The sequence below is a fragment of the Bdellovibrio bacteriovorus HD100 genome, assembly GCF_000196175.1.
In the GTDB taxonomy this organism is placed as follows: Bacteria; Bdellovibrionota; Bdellovibrionia; order Bdellovibrionales; family Bdellovibrionaceae; genus Bdellovibrio; species Bdellovibrio bacteriovorus.
Window position 1 is genome coordinate 403,575 of record NC_005363.1, and the last position, 15,246, is coordinate 418,820.

Genomic DNA, 15,246 nt, shown 5'->3' on the forward strand with positions numbered 1-15,246 from the left:
GCACAAGTTGCGCAGGCTTAAAGTAGAATCTTTTTTGCTGACTTGTGATCGAACAGTGAATGGAACTTAGAGATTGGATCAAGATTCTCAGAGGAATCTTTTCTAAGAGATGTGGCTTTAAGATAGCGGAATTGCCGGGAAAATGCAACTGCGGACTATTGTGAGTGCTTTCGGTAGCTTAGATTAAGACGGGGAGCTGAAGTCCCCGTCGAAAAGTGCGGATACTAGAAGTGCGCCAGTGCGCCCAGGGTCACAACGCTGGCCTTGTCGGTGGCGGCGCCATCACCATCCACGAAGGCATCTTCGTTGGACATGTCCTGACGGTACTCCACATACAGATTGAAGTTGTCATTCAGGACGAATTTGTCTGACACACTGATAGAGTTCACAGTGTCAGCCGCTCCGTAGCCGATCTCATTGGCGCCACGGACCATTTCATAGCGCAGACCCAGGTTGTTGCGACCTAGACCATAAGTCAGTAGAACCGTTGTGGCGTCAGACCAGTGCAAACGGTCGCCATCTGGTTTCGTCGTCAATGAATCATAGATCAAGGCTGCCAGGAAGTTTTCAGTGATCTGATAAGAGGCCCACACACTGGAAGAGGATCTTTCAGTCTTTACGCCTGCAGGATCATCGGTGCCCAGATAGTAACCCGCAAACCAGGTCAGACCTGCGCCCTTTCCTGTTGCAGACAGTTCTGTTGTTTTGGTTGGAGCATAGTCTTCACCGAAGGCGCCGTAGGCGGCTTGGTTATAAGTGGACAAAGTGGCTGTCAGCCAGTCGCCGGCAACGTACTTTGCACGCAGACCTTCACCGTAGCCAGGCACGATGCTTTGGTAAGCGATCGTTGTGCTGTAGAAAGCGTTTTCATACTTCATCAATGATTCATATCCCATGGTGGTCAGGAAGCGACCGAAACCAATATAAAGATTGGGCATGGCTTTGTAGAAGATTTCTGCCTGGTCCAGCATACCAAAGTTCGCTGTTTTATTGTCTGTAAGTGAAGATTGATAAGCCGTCGGCGCATAGTTCAGGCGGGTCACGAAATACACCTGTTCGGTTTCCTTACTGATCAGCACCTGTGCGTTGCGCAGGCGGTACGCCTCATTTGTAACGCCATCTGTATTTTGCATGGCTGTGTCTTTAGTGGATAGGAAGCTGTAATCGAAAGCGACCTCTCCGGTCACTGTCAGGCCAGAGATTTCTGCGGCGTGTGCGTTGAAACTGCCAAGCACCAGCAAAGTGGAAAGTAGCATTGGGATTTTCACATGAACTCCTTATATATAAGTTCAAAATTTGGTTAGGTTTGCGAAAAATCTTATGACCGAGGTCTGGTTGTGTAACGTAAAATATTTGTAAACCTAGACCTTCATCCAGCGTTTGACACCCAAATGGAGCTTTTGCGTCAATTGTCGTTTTCATTTTTTATTTTGGACCAATAAACAGCAGACAATTCACAACTATGCATCTTTCGCGAGGAAAAATTCGCAGTTTTACTTTTTGAGCGAAAGCCGCTACTGGCGCGAGTTTCACTGGAATAAAAACTTTATAAAACAGGATTTTTAGGCACTGGGGTTCGGTAACAAAGTCCTGTGGAGTTGAAGTCACAGTCCTGATGCGTCTTTCGACTTTTTAGGTGGGTTGAAAACGTATCGAAAATTTTTGTTGTTGATCTTGGACCTGGTCCTCATTAGCATTTTTTGTGTAAACGATTAAAGCTTTTAATGGATTTAAAAGTTCATAAGATTGCAACGAAACGAAAGGATGCAACAATGAAAAAGATTTTGGTAGTAGCAGCTTTGACTATGGCAGCAGCTCCAGCAGCAATGGCTTCTAAAGCACGTGTAGAGGCTTTGGCTAACTCACGTCACGTTTTGGATTTCCAAACTGCGTTCGACAGACCTTACCAATTCATGGCGCTTTCTGAACAAGCGACTATCGAATGGGGTAACACTGGTGATGCAAATCCACACGCTGAAGGTGGTTTCGTAAAACGTCACGGTGACGACTCTGCATTCGGTGCTTACTTCGGTCGTCGTTCTGCTGACTTCTCTGAAGCAGTTCAGACTGTTCGTGATGCCAATCCAGCTTTCGCTGATCTTATGTTCGAACAAAACGGTTTGAACTTGTTCTACGCTTCCAAAATGGGCGAATGGACTTGGGGTGTGACTGCGAAATACTCTAACGGTAAAAACGAAGATCCAACTGTAGGAACTAAAGCTACTTCTGCTGGTGTTGCAGTTGCGGCTTCCAACGGAACTTGGGACTTCGAATTGGTTCAAGGTTTCACAGGTAAATCTGAATTGGACAACGGTACTGTTACAGCTGAAGTTGAGTCTAAAGGTTTGACTAACGTAACTGTTGGTTACCACATGTCTCCAGAAATGGAAGTTTACGGTAACGTAAAAATGTCTAAAGTTGAAGCAGACCTAAACGGTACTCCAATTGAAGTTGAAACTACTTCTTACAAAGTGGGTATGGTTAATACTCTTGCTAAGTCTGAAGAAGGCAACTTCTTCTACGGTGTAGAAGTAGCTTCTACTAAAGTAAAAGACGACTCTGAGTCCCTGTTGCTTCCAGTTTACATGGGCGTAGAGCACAATGCGGCTTCTTGGTTGGTTCTTCGTGCATCCGTTGCTCAAAACGTGATCTTGAACGAAACTAAAGACGATGCAACTGGCAACAAAACTGACGAAGATTCCACTAGAATGGCTGCTGGCGCGGGTATCAAATTCGGTAAATCCGTTATTGATGCTTCCTTCGCGGGTTCCACTACTGGTGTTATCAACGCCAACAACTTGTTCTCTCAAGTTGCTTACACTTACACTTTCTAAGACCTAGTCTTAAAGTTTAAGAACTCAAAGCCCAGGTAACCCCTGGGCTTTTTGTTTTTGGGGAATCGAAGTTTCCGTCTTTTTCGCTCCCATAGCCCGTTCGGCCGATATCTTTCTGTTCTGTATTCTGAAAAACTCAAGAAAAACTCAAATAGATGAGTGATGTAAACTCTTATAATGTCTGCTGACTAAGTTGATGTTAGTTTACTTTTTGACATAGCTTTAACATTAAAGCGTAGAACAGATTTCTTTAGTGGTAATATTGAACGTTGGAAGGAGCCATGGAGAAAAAGATACTTCTTGTTGATGACAACAAGGATTTCGCCCTGCTTTTTCAGGCTAAATTCAGTCATTTGGGAAAGATTGAGTGTGCTTCCACCTTTGCGGAAGCGATGAGATTGATTCATGATCAGTCGTGGGATCTGTTTTTCCTGGATCACACTTTGGATGAACACACTTGTTTTGAATTGATTCCCGCGATTCGCGAGCGCAGTCCGCGCGCCTTTATCATGATTGTTTCGGGAAATGCCGACAAAGAGATGGCCATTCGTGCAGTGAACAGTGGTGTCAGTGGTTTTCTTGAAAAGCCGATCAATGAATCAGACCTTCAAAATCGTCTTGCTGCCATTGGTTGGTATGAAGCTCACATTTCGTTGGACGACAAGAACCGCAGTATCTATGTGTCTGGCAACAGTCATTCCCTCACCAAAGTGGAATACATGATCCTCAGAATTCTGATGGATAAAAAGAATCAATTGGTCACGCGTATCGAGCTTGAAGAAAACATCTGGGGCGGGCGTCACATTGTGAAGAACTCTCTGGACACTCATCTGTACAATTTAAAGCGCAAGGTGCCCGAACTGAAAGGGCGACTGTCCTCGATTCACGGGACCGGATATTTGCTGAAAATCTAATAAGAGCCCCACTCCGAAAAGAGTGGGTTTTTTGTTTTTAAGGGGCCCAAAAAAGGGAAAACCCAAGCCCTGGGGGGAAGGCTTGGGTTTGGGGGAACTTAAATTAAATCAGCTAATTACTGGATGCCAGAGTTTGTAGCAGTCTTAACAACTTTCACAGTCGGAGAAAATTTAGACTGGGAAGCGGTGTGAGCGTGGCGGCCCATGTTTGCTTTGTCTGTACATTTGGTAGCACCGAAAGAAGCTGTCGCTGACATTGTGATGATTGCTGCTGTGATGATTTTAGTGAATGTCATTTTGAACTCCTTTGTAACAAGCGGTATACATACACCTATTGCTATGATCGTGCCATGGTGGGTGTTTAAAGATGAGAATCCTTCGACCTGCTGTCAGGCACTTAGCACGTGCGATTCTCAGTGTGAGACCGGCCTGACACTTTCGGCCCAAGAGCGCGCGCGCCTGTTAGAAAAGTGACGGAGAGTACCCGAGTGCAACCGCTGTATAAATCCATCTATCTCATTTTGATCGCCATGCTTTCCATTCAGTTTGGCGCCTCGGTTGCTAAAGGTCTTTTCCCGGTGGCGGGCCCGGCGGGCACAACGGCCCTGAGGGTGTTCATTTCCGCGCTGATATTGGTTCTGGTGATGCGCCCGTGGCGGGAAAAATTCACAGCCTCCGGTCTTCGGCGAATTGCCGCCTATGGTATTTCGCTGGGGCTGATGAATCTGCTGTTCTATTTCGCTCTTGAGCGCATTCCCCTGGGAATCGCGGTGGCCTTGGAGTTCACCGGGCCTTTAACCGTGGCGTTGCTTTCCTCCAAACGAGTTTTGGATCTGGTGTGGGCGGTGCTTGCCGGGTTGGGAATATACCTGATTCTGCCTTTGTCTGAAGTCAGTCAGGCATTGGATATGGTCGGCGTATTGTTGGCATTGGGCGCGGGCTTCTTTTGGGCACTTTACATCGTGTTTGGCAAGGCGACGGGGAAAGAAAACTCCTCTTCAGCCACTTCTGCCGTCGGAATGTGTTTTGCTGCGGCTGTGGCTTTCCCGGTGGGCCTCTACACGAACTTTGAACAAGTGGTGGATCCTTCGCTTTGGATGATGGGTTTTTTGATTGCGATTCTTTCAAGCGCACTGCCGTACTCACTTGAAATGAAAGCCATGCAAAACATGCCGGCAAAGACTTTTGGAATTCTGATGAGCTTAGAACCCGCTTTTGCAACGTTGATCGGCATCTTGTTCTTAAGTGAATCCCTGATGCCATCCCAGTGGGTGGCCATCGGCTGCATTATGGCGGCCTCGGCAGGAAGCACGATCACCGCCCGCTAAAAAAAAAGCCCCGGGGTTTTTCCGGGGCTTCTGTGCATTAAATGATTCTTTTGTTTCGCTATTAGTATCTTAGCTCGGGGTGAACACGCAGACCCTGAATCTGGTTTCTTTCATCCATTTCGTTCAAAGAATGCCATCTTTCATCCAGATCGCCGGAAAGTTTCTGCAACATTCTGGAGTTGTGTTTGTTCATGTCGCGCAGCTTTTTGGCTTCGGTGACTGTTTTCTGCACTTCTTTGTTCAGTTGTGACTGACTTGCATCTTTCAATCTTTCGATTTTGGAGATCTTTACGGTGACTTCGCTGATGAGCTGTCGTTCTTTGATGTCTTCTTCTGCCGCGTAGGTTTTAGTGAGCTGATTCAGATTGTCGAATTCCACGGCATCAAGCTTTCCATCAGTATTCAGAGCGCATTCTTCGCAGCCGTTGGCAGCTTCTGTTGCGTCAATTTTTCCCAACTGGATTTCGCGGTAGATTTCATCCTGTTCGTATTCTTCCGCCATCGCTTTAACAGAACCCAGAACCATAATGATAGCCATCGCCAATACAATCTTCTTTTTCATGCTCTCTCTCCTTAATAAAAGTTTTTCTCCAACTTTGAAGAGTGCGAGCTTTATGCCCCGGTCAAAAAGAGCCTGGAAGAACTGGGCGTCTAAGGATATGACAGGGGCCTTGTAACGGCATACAGGCCCCGAGGTCAGTTTCAGAATGAGACAATAAGAAAAGCCCGCTTTTGGCGGGCTTTTCGGGGAGCTTAGTTCTGGTAGTTTCTTTGAATATCAAAGTCTCTTTCATCATACTGACGGACATCCTTATTCGGATCGCCAAAGACTTTTCGCATGCTGTATTCAGCCGCTTTGTAAGCCACCGTTCCAGCGACGGCAGTTCCCACTGCAGCCGGTGTCAGGGCTACGGGACCGATATCGCGTCCGCCCACTTTGGGTGGATCGGCGGGCAGCACGGGCACCGTGCCGGGACGAATATCAAAGTATTCTTCCTGAATATAACGGTCTTTCGGGCCGTTACCAACATAGCGATCCCAAACATACTCGACAACGGAAGCGGCGGCGCCTGCTGCGGCGGCTGCCACAAAGGCATTGGCGTTAATTCCTTTCGGATCCATCTCAGAATACTTGTCCAGTGAAACTAGGACAGGTCTTCCCAAAATCTCTTCCAGCTTGCGGTCGCCCAGTTCCTGCCGGAGTTCTTTCAGACGCTCTTTCACGACGATGGGTGGAACAAAGCCGCCAGCGGGGCGGGTGACCGGACTGCACAGTTGCGCGTGCGCTGTTGAAGAGACAAGGACCAAGCCCGCCAGTGCCCCTGTGATAAACTTTTTCATTTTTTCCTCCTTAGTAAAGGTATTGTTCAAATGCTTCGGCCCTGTCGGACCAGTGTTTTATAAATTTATAGTTGTCAGTCAGAATCACGATCTTCAGGTCCGATTCCGGTATCACTGCGACCAGCGAGTAAAATCCCGGAGTCGCCCCATTGTGCCAGTAAGCCTGATAAGACTGGTTTTCCGAGCGCACCCATCCCAGTGAATAGTGCTTGTCCTTGTTCAACTTCGGCAGTGTTTGCCGCTGCTGCCCTAGCCACCGCATAAGATCCAGAGCTGACGACTTGATGCCTCCGGCACCCGCGGATTTATACAGAGTACTTTCCTTGTTCAGCTCCCATTGAATTGAACTTCCCGGGACCAGTGCATATGCCGGAAGTCTGTCCCCTTTTTGAATCGCTGCAGTTGTGGAGTCAGGGACATGCTCTTGCAGGATTTGGGAAAAGTTTTTCTGCTCAATGACTTCCAGAACCCGGGACAAAACCAGATACCCAAAGTTGGAATATACGAACTTTTCTCCGGGTGCCGATTTCAGGTCTTCGTCGTCCAGAACCAGTGTGTCGATGTCCTGCAAGTTCCAGTCAGCACTCATGGAGCGTTTTAAAAAGCTTATGAGGCTCAGATCCCGGCCAAAGCCGGATTTGTGATCCAATAGCTGCTGCAGAGTGATCTTGCGCAAGTCTCCAGTGCAGAAGTTTTTCAGCCAGTGGCAGACCGGGCTGTCGAGTTTTAAACCCCGCTGCGACTTGTGAAAGTAAATCAAACCCACAAAGGACTTCGAGATGCTGGCGACGGGAAAAACTTTGTTCAGGTCGCCGTCGGCATATAGAACCTCGGAGCCTTTTTGGATCAGAATGCTTCCGTGAATCAGATTGTCTTTCTTGAGCTCCTGCCAAGTGCTCTGCAGGCGGGTGGCTAATTCGTTTTCTTTCACTTTCTGGATGTCGGGGCTGCACGAAAAGAACTGCAGGCCCACCCAGGAATAGATCAGTATGGTGAAAGTATGGCTTAGAACTTTTTTGATTTTCATGCTCGTACCCTTTTCAGCAGGGAACCAAACAGTCCCTTTTCGCCATCTTCATAGAAAAAGAAGTAGCTTACGCACATGGCGAGTCCGAACATAAACAGACCCATCACCAAAGAAATCGAAAGATGCAAGGCCGTCCCCATCAATACGATGTAGGGTCTCCAGGTGCGCTGCCAGATCAGATAAGGCAGCGAGATTTGGAACAGAACAGTTCCCAACGTCATCGCCGCCAGCAGCAGGGGATAGTTGGAAAGGGTGCTAAAGATTCCGTGGTTGCCGTATTCGCTGACCCCCATGGTGTAGTAAAGGGCGACCCCTTTGTTCCACAAAGGTCCCATGACCTTCAAAAGACCTGCGGTGGCGTAGACCAGTGTCACCTGGATTTTGATCATCAGCGCAGCAAGGTTCGTCAGGGTGATTGAAAAGGCGGATTGTGTTTTCTTTGTGTTGATGAAGATCAGATAAAAGGTCACCAGATGCATCAGATTGTTGCCGCCGTCCAAAGTCACATAGGCTTTGTTGTCCAGATTCATCATCAGGAAGTAAACCACTGCCGCCGAGGCACGTGGCGCCTTTTCAAAGAATGCCAGCGACGTCGCGACCAGAGTCAACGCCAGAAAAACGGGATAAGCATCGGCGAACGGTCCCCAGTGCAGAAGGTTCAGGGATTTTTCCAACAGATTCAGACTGTCGAAATCCTTGGCCGGAATGTAAGCACTGCTGGAATAGAAGTAGGCGGCTTTTGTTGCAAGGATGGTGTAGTTGATAAAGGCCCAGGCATACACCAGACGGCGGGCAAAGCGCAGAGCCTGCAGAGATTTCACTTCCAGATGCAGTTTTAGATAGAATTCCTTAAGTTGCTGAATCAGTTCCATGCGAAGGACTCCTGTTTGATGCCGAAGGTGAAGGTTTCAGTGCGGACTTCCATGTTGGTGAAGCGCTTGGAATAGTCTTGAGTGAACACACGCTGAATGCGCACTTCGGCTGCGGCTTGTTCGCCGCACTGGTCTTGCAAATATCTTTGCAGGATGTGCAGTTCATCCATGGCCGCGTCTGTTTTTTTCAGAATCTTGCTGTTAAAAATCTCGCGGGCCAGGTGTTGCAGAACGTAGGTTTGTTTTCCTGTGGCTGTCACCGGCAGGGATTTGTGGGCTTCAAGCATGTCGTTCAAGGGAAACTTCCACGCTTGAAGGCTGTGGCAGCGATAGGATAGCTGCAGACTGGAGGTCGCCGGTTCTGGTGCAAACAAGTGCCAGTTCTGAGTGAAGAAAGTTCCCATGTAATTGTCGACGAAGCTCATATATTGAGGTGTCGCGGGATTGTTGGGCGCCAGATAAAGGGCATGAATTCCCAGGTGAGCAACCAGGGTGCTCACCAGAGTCAGTTTTAATATATGTAGAAGTGGCGTGTTCATTTGTACTCCTGCGGATGCCATAAGTCGGATAGCACCGGACGTGCCGCGGCCATCTGCAATAGGTTCCTGCTGGGGGCGGATTTCGCTGGTGACTATCTTAAAATCGAGATTCGGTCCGAGAACGTGGAAGAAGGCCAGTGGCGTCCGGCAGGGCCGGCGGCAGGCCAGTTTGAGTGGGTTGGTCAACGGTTGTAGAATGGGCGCTAGGAGGTGACTATGGCTACACAACAAACTTCCGCTTCGCCGCAGAAGCCGAATCCTTCGACCGTCTTTGCAAAGGTCAGCGGAACTCTTAAGTCGCTGAATTTTAGTTCTGCCGATGAGGTTCGTGAGTTTCCCAATGGCCGTCTGGAGCTGGTTCGCTTCGGGGAAGCTGTTGTCGGACGGGCGATCTTGCAGCCAGGCTGGCGCTGGTCCAAATCAGTGAAAGAGATCGCGCAAACGGACAGCTGCGAAGCTCCGCATTTTCAATACCATGTTTCAGGAATACTCAGAATCAAGATGGATGATGGAACGGAAATAGACTGTAAACCCGGAGATGTGTCTTTGGTTCCACCAGGACATGATGCCTGGGTGGTGGGTGATGAGCCTGTCGTGATCGTGGACTTCCAGGGAATGGTGGACTACGCGATTCAAGCCCACAAACATTAAAGGAAAATGTCCACCGCCGCAAAAGCAGTGGACATTTTTTTGAATTACTTCTTGGCTTCGGCTTTCGGAACTTCGATATAATCCGGAGCCACGAAATCAACCGTGAACGGGTACTTGTAGGACTTGTAGGCGCCAATCTTTGGTTTGCCGGCAGAAGCATAAGCTTCATCCCACAAAGCGGCCAACAAAACCGCGCCACGAGCCATTTCAGTCACGATCATCGGCTTCATTTTCTTAAACGCCACAGACGCGGGTTGACGTTCCGCTGCAGTTTTAAGTTCCATGCCTTTTTCTTTCACCAGAGTGGACTTTTTGATGACTGGATCCATTTTCAGGATCTTTGGAATCTCTTTGTTGGAGATCACGCTCAGCACTTTCATTTTCTCAATGGCGGTTTTCGGTTTTAGGAATTCCGGATTTTTCATTCCGCGTGCGGCTTTTAGCACCAGATAATCTAGGTCGCCATCGAACTGGCCGACAACCTGATCTTCAAAGTAAGCATGGATGCCACCGTGACCGGCGGCATAACCGTCATAGTCCGCCGTGGTGTGGAATGGCTGGCAGTTGTCGCCAACAAAGTGACCCATCAGACCCATGGACACGACCATATCATAGGCCAGCTTGTTATAAGGAAGCTCGTTGTCCTGTTCTTCTTTGAAGCTCGTCGGAGCTTTGGCTTTCGCGAAGTCCTCTTTCAGGCCGGCGATGTGGCGCATGAACTGGTCGGCTCTCCACCAAGAAGATCCGAATTCCTGGGGGATGGACTTGATCGTGGAACCGTCATTTTTGAATTTGTTTGGTTTGCCGGTGAAGTCAGTCATCAGTTGTTTGTAATCAACTGTGATATCTTTTACATCCAGGCCAATAACTTCGATGTCGATGAAGTGGGTGGAGTTACCCAGCTTTGCAGCGTCGCCACCCAGGCTTTTCCAGTAAAAGTCCGGCATGTTGCACAGGTGTCCCATCATCTGGGGTTTGTGTTGCATGTATTCTTTCAGGCCCGGTTCTTTCACCAGGAAGGTGGCAACACGGCAGATGGTGTCGTGACCACGGCCACCCCAGGCAAATGCCTGAGAAGATCCAAGAAGAAGCAATGCCAACAGAATATTTCTCATAGAGACCTCTTAAATTATTGGTGACCCAGTGCCTTTGGAGCCCGGCTTTTGCCGATAAAGCCCGCAAGAGCAATGACAGTCACGATGTAAGGTAAAATCTGAACAAACTGAACTGGAATTTCCACGCCGCCGATTTGCACACCCTGCAGACGGATCTGCACGGCATCAGCAAAGGCGAACAACAAGCAGGCCGCAAAGGCCGGAACCGGCTTCCATTTACCGAAGATCAGTGCCGCCAGGGCCATGAAGCCACGGCCGCCCGTCATCATCGGGGAATAAGACGAAGCCAGGAACAACGAAAGGCTTGCGCCACCCATGGCGGCGAAGGCTCCACTCAAAGTCACCGCCGACCAGCGGACTTTACGAACACTGACACCACTGGCAGTCAGTGCTTCCGGATTTTCACCAGCAAACAAAACCCACAGACCAGAACGGGTGCGGAACATCCACAAGCTGATCGCGACGACCAGCAGACCGGCCATTAATAAAGGCTCAAAGGTAAAGCGGTCTTCCACCAGTAGCGCCGGGGTCGATCCGGTGGAGCTGTAAAGAATCTTCGTCACAAACGGAATAAAGCCCATCACAAAAAGATTCACGGCCATGCCCGTGATGATCTGATCAGCTTTGAGTTCAATCACAAACAACGCATACACAGCACCGATAGCAAAACCTGCCAATAAGGCAAAGCCCCAGCCCATCCAGGCCGACGCAAAATACTGACCGGCAATCGCACCCGCGAAGGCACCGATCAGCATGAAACCCTCCAGCGCCACGTTGACGACACCCGAGCGTTCACTCATCAATCCACCCATGGAGGCAAACACCAGCGGAGTCGCCAAGCGCAGGGTGGCCAAAGTCAAAGCCAGAATCCAGGTCATTGTTTCCATCTAACCTTTCCTCCTTTTGATTTTTATCCATTCCCAATAGCCTTGTGCCACCACACCCAAAATCACCAGTGCCTGGATGATGCGGGAGAAGTCACGGGTGATCGTGGTCGTTTCAAGATCCAGATCGGAAGCGCCTTTGTGAAGCGCGCCCATCAGGAAGGCTGCCACGATAATTCCCAAAGGGTTGTTGCTAGCCAGCAAAGCTACCGCGATACCGATAAAGCCATAGTCCGGAGAAAACCCAATACGATACTGTCCGGCGCTGCCCAGAACTTCAGACAACGCGACAAAGCCTGCCATCACTCCGGCCAAGGTCATCGCCAGAATGCGCACTTTCTTTTCTGAAATTCCCGCACGGTGAGCGGCTTCGGGATTAGAGCCCACCGCCCGCAATTCAAAGCCCCATGTGGTTTTCCAGAGGAATATCCACATCAAAACAGCCAGCACAATCGCAAAGCCCAAAGAGGCATTGGCCGGGGTGTCCGGGAACAGGCGGGCAATCAGATCATAGTCCTTAAACATGTACTGAGGTGCCACCAGGGCCGTTTCAGGATTCTGGGATTCTGGATTGGGAATGATCTTCAGGGTGAACCAGCTTGCAAGGCCTGCGGCGATAAAGTTCATCATGATGGTGATGATGACTTCATGACTGCCACGCACGGCGCGCAGCCAGCCCGCAATCCAGCCCCACAGCCCGGCGGCCACAAGACCCGCGAACAGGGCAATGACTGGAGCCAGCGGGAAAGGGATCTGCGGGAACAGCACGCCAATGGCAGCAGTGGTCACCACCGCCATGGTCAGCTGACCTTCAGCGCCGATATTAAAAAGCCCGGCATGAAAGCCGATGGCCACGGAAAGACCACAGAAAATCAAAGGCGTGGTGTATGAAAGAGTCAGGCCCAGATCGTACATGGAACCAAAAGCACTGCGCACCAGAATCATAAAGACATTCCACGGGTTTTCACCCGCGAACAAAGTCAGCAGCAAAGCCAGCGTCAATCCCAGGAAGAAACCAAAGACCCGTTTCAATGTCCACCTCCCATGGCTTTCCCAAGGGAAATTTCATTGAAGGCGGAGCGGGTGAATTCGGCCACCAGATGACCTTTGTAAAGAACAACAATGCGATCAGAAAGGGCCATCAGTTCATCCAGCTCGGAAGAGATCAAAAGCACACCCGCACCTTCATCGCGGCAGCGGCGCAGTTCATTGTGAATAAATTCAATAGCCCCGATATCCACGCCACGGGTGGGTTGAGCGGCAATAATCACATCCGGCTTTTGAGTCAGGGCGCGGGCCACGACCAGTTTTTGCTGGTTTCCGCCGGACAGCTTTTCAAAAGGCAGATGTTCATCGTGAGGACGGACATCGTATTCCTTCATGATCTCGCGCGTGCGCTCAATCAAAGCGCGGGTTTTTAGCAGCAGGCCGGAATTGAACAGGCCAGAGCGCTGTTGGCCCAGCAGGAAGTTTTCGTAAACGGGACGGGAGGGCAGAACACCAAAGCGCAGACGGTCTTCGGGGAAGGCCTGAAGCTTTCCTTCGCAAAGGACCTGACCTTCCAGGGAATGCTTGTTCAGAGATTTTTGATCCAGTAAAGCGCGGATCAGAATGTCCTGGCCGTTGCCTTCAACGCCGGCCACGCCGACGACTTCGCGGGCGTGAACTTTCAAAGAGATGTTTTCAATGCGATGATTGCCCATGGCGGCCGAGAGGTTTTCAAAATTCAGCAGCACATGGTTTGGGTCCACTGAACTGGTGCGCTCTTTCGGGTTTTGCAGGCAGCGACCCACCATCAGTTCCGCCAGTTCTTCCACGGAAGTTTCGCGGGTCGCTTTGTGGGCGACCATGCGACCCGCACGGAAGATGGTCACCGCATCAGACAGTGCCATCACTTCCTTAAGCTTGTGAGTGATGATCAGAATGGTTTTTCCTTCGGCTTTCAGTTTGCGAAGGTTGGCGAAGAGCTCCTGCACTTCCTGCGGAGTCAGAACCGCAGTGGGTTCATCCAGAATCAGAATCTTGGAATCCTGGGACAGGATCTTCAAGATTTCAATGCGTTGCTGTTCGCCGACGGACAGATCCTCTACCTTGGCGTCAAGATCGACATGGAAACCATACCGAGAGGCAATGTCATTCAGACGCTGTCGTTGTTCCGTGCGCGGAAGCAGGGAAAAGGCAGAGCCTTTTTGTTGCAGCAGAATATTGTCCAAAGCCGTGAAGGGTTCTGCCAGCATGAAGTGCTGGTGAACCATGCCGATACCGGCGGCCATGGCATCAATCGGAGTTTCGAATGTGACAGGGTTTCCGTGAATCAGAATTTCACCGCCATCAGGCTGGTACATTCCGAACAGGATTTTCATGGCGGTGGACTTGCCGGCTCCGTTTTCACCTACGATGGCATGAATGGAGCCGGAGGGGATTGCAAAAGAGATGTCGGAGTTGGCGCGAACGGCGCCAAAGTATTTGCTGATCCCTTTGAATTCAACCGCCGTGGACATGTTAACAGGCACCTATTTCTTTTTGTAGTAATCAGGAACCTGGATCTGGCCAGCGATGATCTTCTTTTTGATCTCTTCGACCTTTTTCTTCATGTCCGCCGTGATCAGTTTTTCATTGTGCTTGTCCAGAGTGTAGTTCACGCCCTGATTCTTCAGGCCGTAACGAATCTCACCTGCCGTGAATTTGCCGGCTTGGGTTTCTTTGATGGTGTCATATACCGCCACATCGACGGCTTTCATCATGCTGGTCAGGATCACACCAGGCTTGATCCAGTTCTGGTTGGAATCCACACCGATGGCGAATTTCTTTTTTTCTTCTGCGGCATCAAAGACGCCGGTGTTGGAAGCGCCTGCTGCCACGAAGATCACGTCGCTGCCTTTGGCAATTTGTGCCAGGGCAAGTTCTTTGGCTTTGGCCGGATTGTTCCAGGCTTCACCTGTGACGCCCACGTAGTTTTCAGTGATATTGATTTTCGGGTTCACATATTTGGCACCTGCCACATAACCCATCGAGAATCTGCGGATTAACGGGATGTCCATGCCGCCGACAAAGCCGACTGAGTTGGACTTGGAAGCCATCGCAGCCAGGGCACCGACAAGGAAAGAACCTTCATGTTCTTCGAATAACAAAGAGCGCACATTCGGTGCTTTGACATCACTGTCGATGACAGCAAACTTAATTTTCGGGAATTGAGCTGCTACTTTTTTAACCGCTTCCTGCTGGGCAAAGCCCACACCGATGATCAGGTCAAAATTTTTGCGAGCAAAAGCACGGTGCAGATTTTCAATGGCGTTGGTGTCTGTGGCTTCAACGTATTTCAGTTCGATCTTCAAATCCTGCTCGGCTTTTTTAGCACCTTGATAAGCAGCGGAGTTGAAAGACTTGTCGTCTTTGCCGCCTTTATCGAGAACCAAGCCAACTTTAAGGGAATTTGCGTGGGAAAATGTGCCGACTGACAAGAATAACAGCATCGTAAGGAAGCTTTTTGCCATTTTAGTACTCCACTTAAACCACTCTTGCAGCGCCGTCATATGCTGAGTAAGAGCATGAAATTACGAAAAAATTCCATTTTTGGATGGGGCTGAAAGTAGGGGAGGGGCCACTGTGAGTCAAGTCATAAGTAGGTTTGTGCGTAAACAGGAGGCCGTTACAAGAGTGTTATGTCGAAATTTCAATTAGGAGGCTGTATAATACCAGTTTAGGATGACTCCAACAATTAACCCAACGAAGAAAGCTCGG

The 15,246-nt window shown here is 49.6% G+C and carries 16 protein-coding genes; 4 read left to right on the forward strand and 12 right to left on the reverse strand.

Annotated elements, in window-relative coordinates; translation table 11 throughout:
- Window positions 1-224: 224 nt before the first annotated feature.
- Window positions 225-1,268 (reverse strand): outer membrane beta-barrel protein, encoded by a 1,044-nt coding sequence (locus BD_RS01960; protein WP_011163013.1) that lies wholly within the window; start codon window positions 1,266-1,268, stop codon window positions 225-227.
- Between the two features lie 537 nt (window positions 1,269-1,805).
- Here BD_RS01960 and BD_RS01965 point away from each other — a divergent pair.
- A complete protein-coding gene (locus tag BD_RS01965) occupies window positions 1,806-2,834 on the forward strand; it encodes a hypothetical protein (RefSeq protein ID WP_231839252.1) in 1,029 nt (342 codons plus the stop codon).
- Window positions 2,835-3,115: 281 nt separating this feature from the next.
- Window positions 3,116-3,748 carry a response regulator transcription factor gene (locus BD_RS01970; RefSeq protein ID WP_011163017.1) on the forward strand — a complete coding sequence of 211 codons (633 nt, stop codon included), beginning with the start codon at window positions 3,116-3,118 and terminating at the stop codon, window positions 3,746-3,748.
- A 116-nt stretch (window positions 3,749-3,864) separates the two neighbouring features.
- Here BD_RS01970 and BD_RS01975 read toward each other — a convergent pair whose 3' ends face one another.
- On the reverse strand, window positions 3,865-4,044 hold the full coding sequence (locus BD_RS01975) for a hypothetical protein (RefSeq protein ID WP_038450752.1): 180 nt from the start codon (window positions 4,042-4,044) through the stop codon (window positions 3,865-3,867).
- Window positions 4,045-4,278: 234 nt separating this feature from the next.
- Here BD_RS01975 and BD_RS01980 point away from each other — a divergent pair, with 234 nt between their 5' ends.
- Window positions 4,279-5,076, forward strand: a complete 798-nt coding sequence (locus BD_RS01980; protein ID WP_374028380.1) for an EamA family transporter — start codon at window positions 4,279-4,281, stop codon at window positions 5,074-5,076.
- A 61-nt stretch (window positions 5,077-5,137) separates the two neighbouring features.
- Here the strand turns inward: BD_RS01980 and BD_RS01985 are convergent, their stop codons facing one another.
- The 5 genes from BD_RS01985 to BD_RS02005 all read right to left on the reverse strand — a co-directional run bounded on the left by BD_RS01985 (window position 5,138) and on the right by BD_RS02005 (window position 8,855).
- Entirely contained in the window at window positions 5,138-5,638 is a 501-nt protein-coding gene (locus BD_RS01985) for a hypothetical protein (protein ID WP_011163019.1), read from the reverse strand.
- 191 nt (window positions 5,639-5,829) lie between these two features.
- The gene (locus BD_RS01990) at window positions 5,830-6,417 is read right to left on the reverse strand and encodes a hypothetical protein (RefSeq protein WP_011163020.1); all 588 of its coding nucleotides are present in this window, start codon (window positions 6,415-6,417) and stop codon (window positions 5,830-5,832) included.
- Between the two features lie 10 nt (window positions 6,418-6,427).
- On the reverse strand, window positions 6,428-7,444 hold the full coding sequence (locus BD_RS01995) for a serine hydrolase domain-containing protein (protein ID WP_011163021.1): 1,017 nt from the start codon (window positions 7,442-7,444) through the stop codon (window positions 6,428-6,430).
- On the reverse strand, window positions 7,441-8,316 hold the full coding sequence (locus BD_RS02000; RefSeq protein WP_011163022.1) for an HTTM domain-containing protein: 876 nt from the start codon (window positions 8,314-8,316) through the stop codon (window positions 7,441-7,443). The genes BD_RS01995 and BD_RS02000 overlap by 4 nt, the downstream gene beginning before the upstream one ends.
- Window positions 8,307-8,855, reverse strand: a complete 549-nt coding sequence (locus BD_RS02005) for a DUF5819 family protein (RefSeq protein WP_041583435.1) — start codon at window positions 8,853-8,855, stop codon at window positions 8,307-8,309. The genes BD_RS02000 and BD_RS02005 overlap by 10 nt, the downstream gene beginning before the upstream one ends.
- Before the next feature lie 216 nt (window positions 8,856-9,071).
- Between BD_RS02005 and BD_RS02015 the strand changes: the two genes are divergently transcribed.
- A complete protein-coding gene (locus BD_RS02015) occupies window positions 9,072-9,506 on the forward strand; it encodes a cupin domain-containing protein (RefSeq protein WP_011163024.1) in 435 nt (144 codons plus the stop codon).
- 44 nt (window positions 9,507-9,550) lie between these two features.
- Here BD_RS02015 and BD_RS02020 read toward each other — a convergent pair whose 3' ends face one another.
- From BD_RS02020 to BD_RS02040, 5 genes are read right to left on the reverse strand one after another with little or no spacing between them, the layout of a single operon-like run.
- Entirely contained in the window at window positions 9,551-10,621 is a 1,071-nt protein-coding gene (locus BD_RS02020) for a phospholipase C/P1 nuclease family protein (protein ID WP_011163025.1), read from the reverse strand.
- Between the two features lie 14 nt (window positions 10,622-10,635).
- The gene (locus BD_RS02025) at window positions 10,636-11,508 is read right to left on the reverse strand and encodes an ABC transporter permease (protein ID WP_011163026.1); all 873 of its coding nucleotides are present in this window, start codon (window positions 11,506-11,508) and stop codon (window positions 10,636-10,638) included.
- Window positions 11,509-12,537, reverse strand: a complete 1,029-nt coding sequence (locus BD_RS02030; protein WP_011163027.1) for an ABC transporter permease — start codon at window positions 12,535-12,537, stop codon at window positions 11,509-11,511.
- The gene (locus BD_RS02035) at window positions 12,534-14,018 is read right to left on the reverse strand and encodes an ABC transporter ATP-binding protein (RefSeq protein WP_011163028.1); all 1,485 of its coding nucleotides are present in this window, start codon (window positions 14,016-14,018) and stop codon (window positions 12,534-12,536) included. The genes BD_RS02030 and BD_RS02035 overlap by 4 nt, the downstream gene beginning before the upstream one ends.
- Window positions 14,019-14,999 carry a BMP family lipoprotein gene (locus BD_RS02040; RefSeq protein ID WP_038450777.1) on the reverse strand — a complete coding sequence of 327 codons (981 nt, stop codon included), beginning with the start codon at window positions 14,997-14,999 and terminating at the stop codon, window positions 14,019-14,021.
- Window positions 15,000-15,246 lie beyond the last annotated feature (247 nt).

What these genes read in the sequence shown, in the direction of transcription:
- BD_RS01965 (WP_231839252.1), top strand. Translation starts at nt 1,806, where the DNA reads ATGGCAGCAGCTCCAGCAGCAATGGCTTCTAAAGCACGTGTAGAGGCT.
- BD_RS01970 (WP_011163017.1), top strand. Translation starts at nt 3,116, where the DNA reads ATGGAGAAAAAGATACTTCTTGTTGATGACAACAAGGATTTCGCCCTG.
- BD_RS01975 (WP_038450752.1), bottom strand. Translation starts at nt 4,044, where the DNA reads ATGACATTCACTAAAATCATCACAGCAGCAATCATCACAATGTCAGCG.
- BD_RS01980 (WP_374028380.1), top strand. Translation starts at nt 4,279, where the DNA reads ATGCTTTCCATTCAGTTTGGCGCCTCGGTTGCTAAAGGTCTTTTCCCG.
- BD_RS01985 (WP_011163019.1), bottom strand. Translation starts at nt 5,638, where the DNA reads ATGAAAAAGAAGATTGTATTGGCGATGGCTATCATTATGGTTCTGGGT.
- BD_RS01990 (WP_011163020.1), bottom strand. Translation starts at nt 6,417, where the DNA reads ATGAAAAAGTTTATCACAGGGGCACTGGCGGGCTTGGTCCTTGTCTCT.
- BD_RS01995 (WP_011163021.1), bottom strand. Translation starts at nt 7,444, where the DNA reads ATGAAAATCAAAAAAGTTCTAAGCCATACTTTCACCATACTGATCTAT.
- BD_RS02000 (WP_011163022.1), bottom strand. Translation starts at nt 8,316, where the DNA reads ATGGAACTGATTCAGCAACTTAAGGAATTCTATCTAAAACTGCATCTG.
- BD_RS02005 (WP_041583435.1), bottom strand. Translation starts at nt 8,855, where the DNA reads ATGAACACGCCACTTCTACATATATTAAAACTGACTCTGGTGAGCACC.
- BD_RS02015 (WP_011163024.1), top strand. Translation starts at nt 9,072, where the DNA reads ATGGCTACACAACAAACTTCCGCTTCGCCGCAGAAGCCGAATCCTTCG.
- BD_RS02020 (WP_011163025.1), bottom strand. Translation starts at nt 10,621, where the DNA reads ATGAGAAATATTCTGTTGGCATTGCTTCTTCTTGGATCTTCTCAGGCA.
- BD_RS02025 (WP_011163026.1), bottom strand. Translation starts at nt 11,508, where the DNA reads ATGGAAACAATGACCTGGATTCTGGCTTTGACTTTGGCCACCCTGCGC.
- BD_RS02040 (WP_038450777.1), bottom strand. Translation starts at nt 14,999, where the DNA reads ATGGCAAAAAGCTTCCTTACGATGCTGTTATTCTTGTCAGTCGGCACA.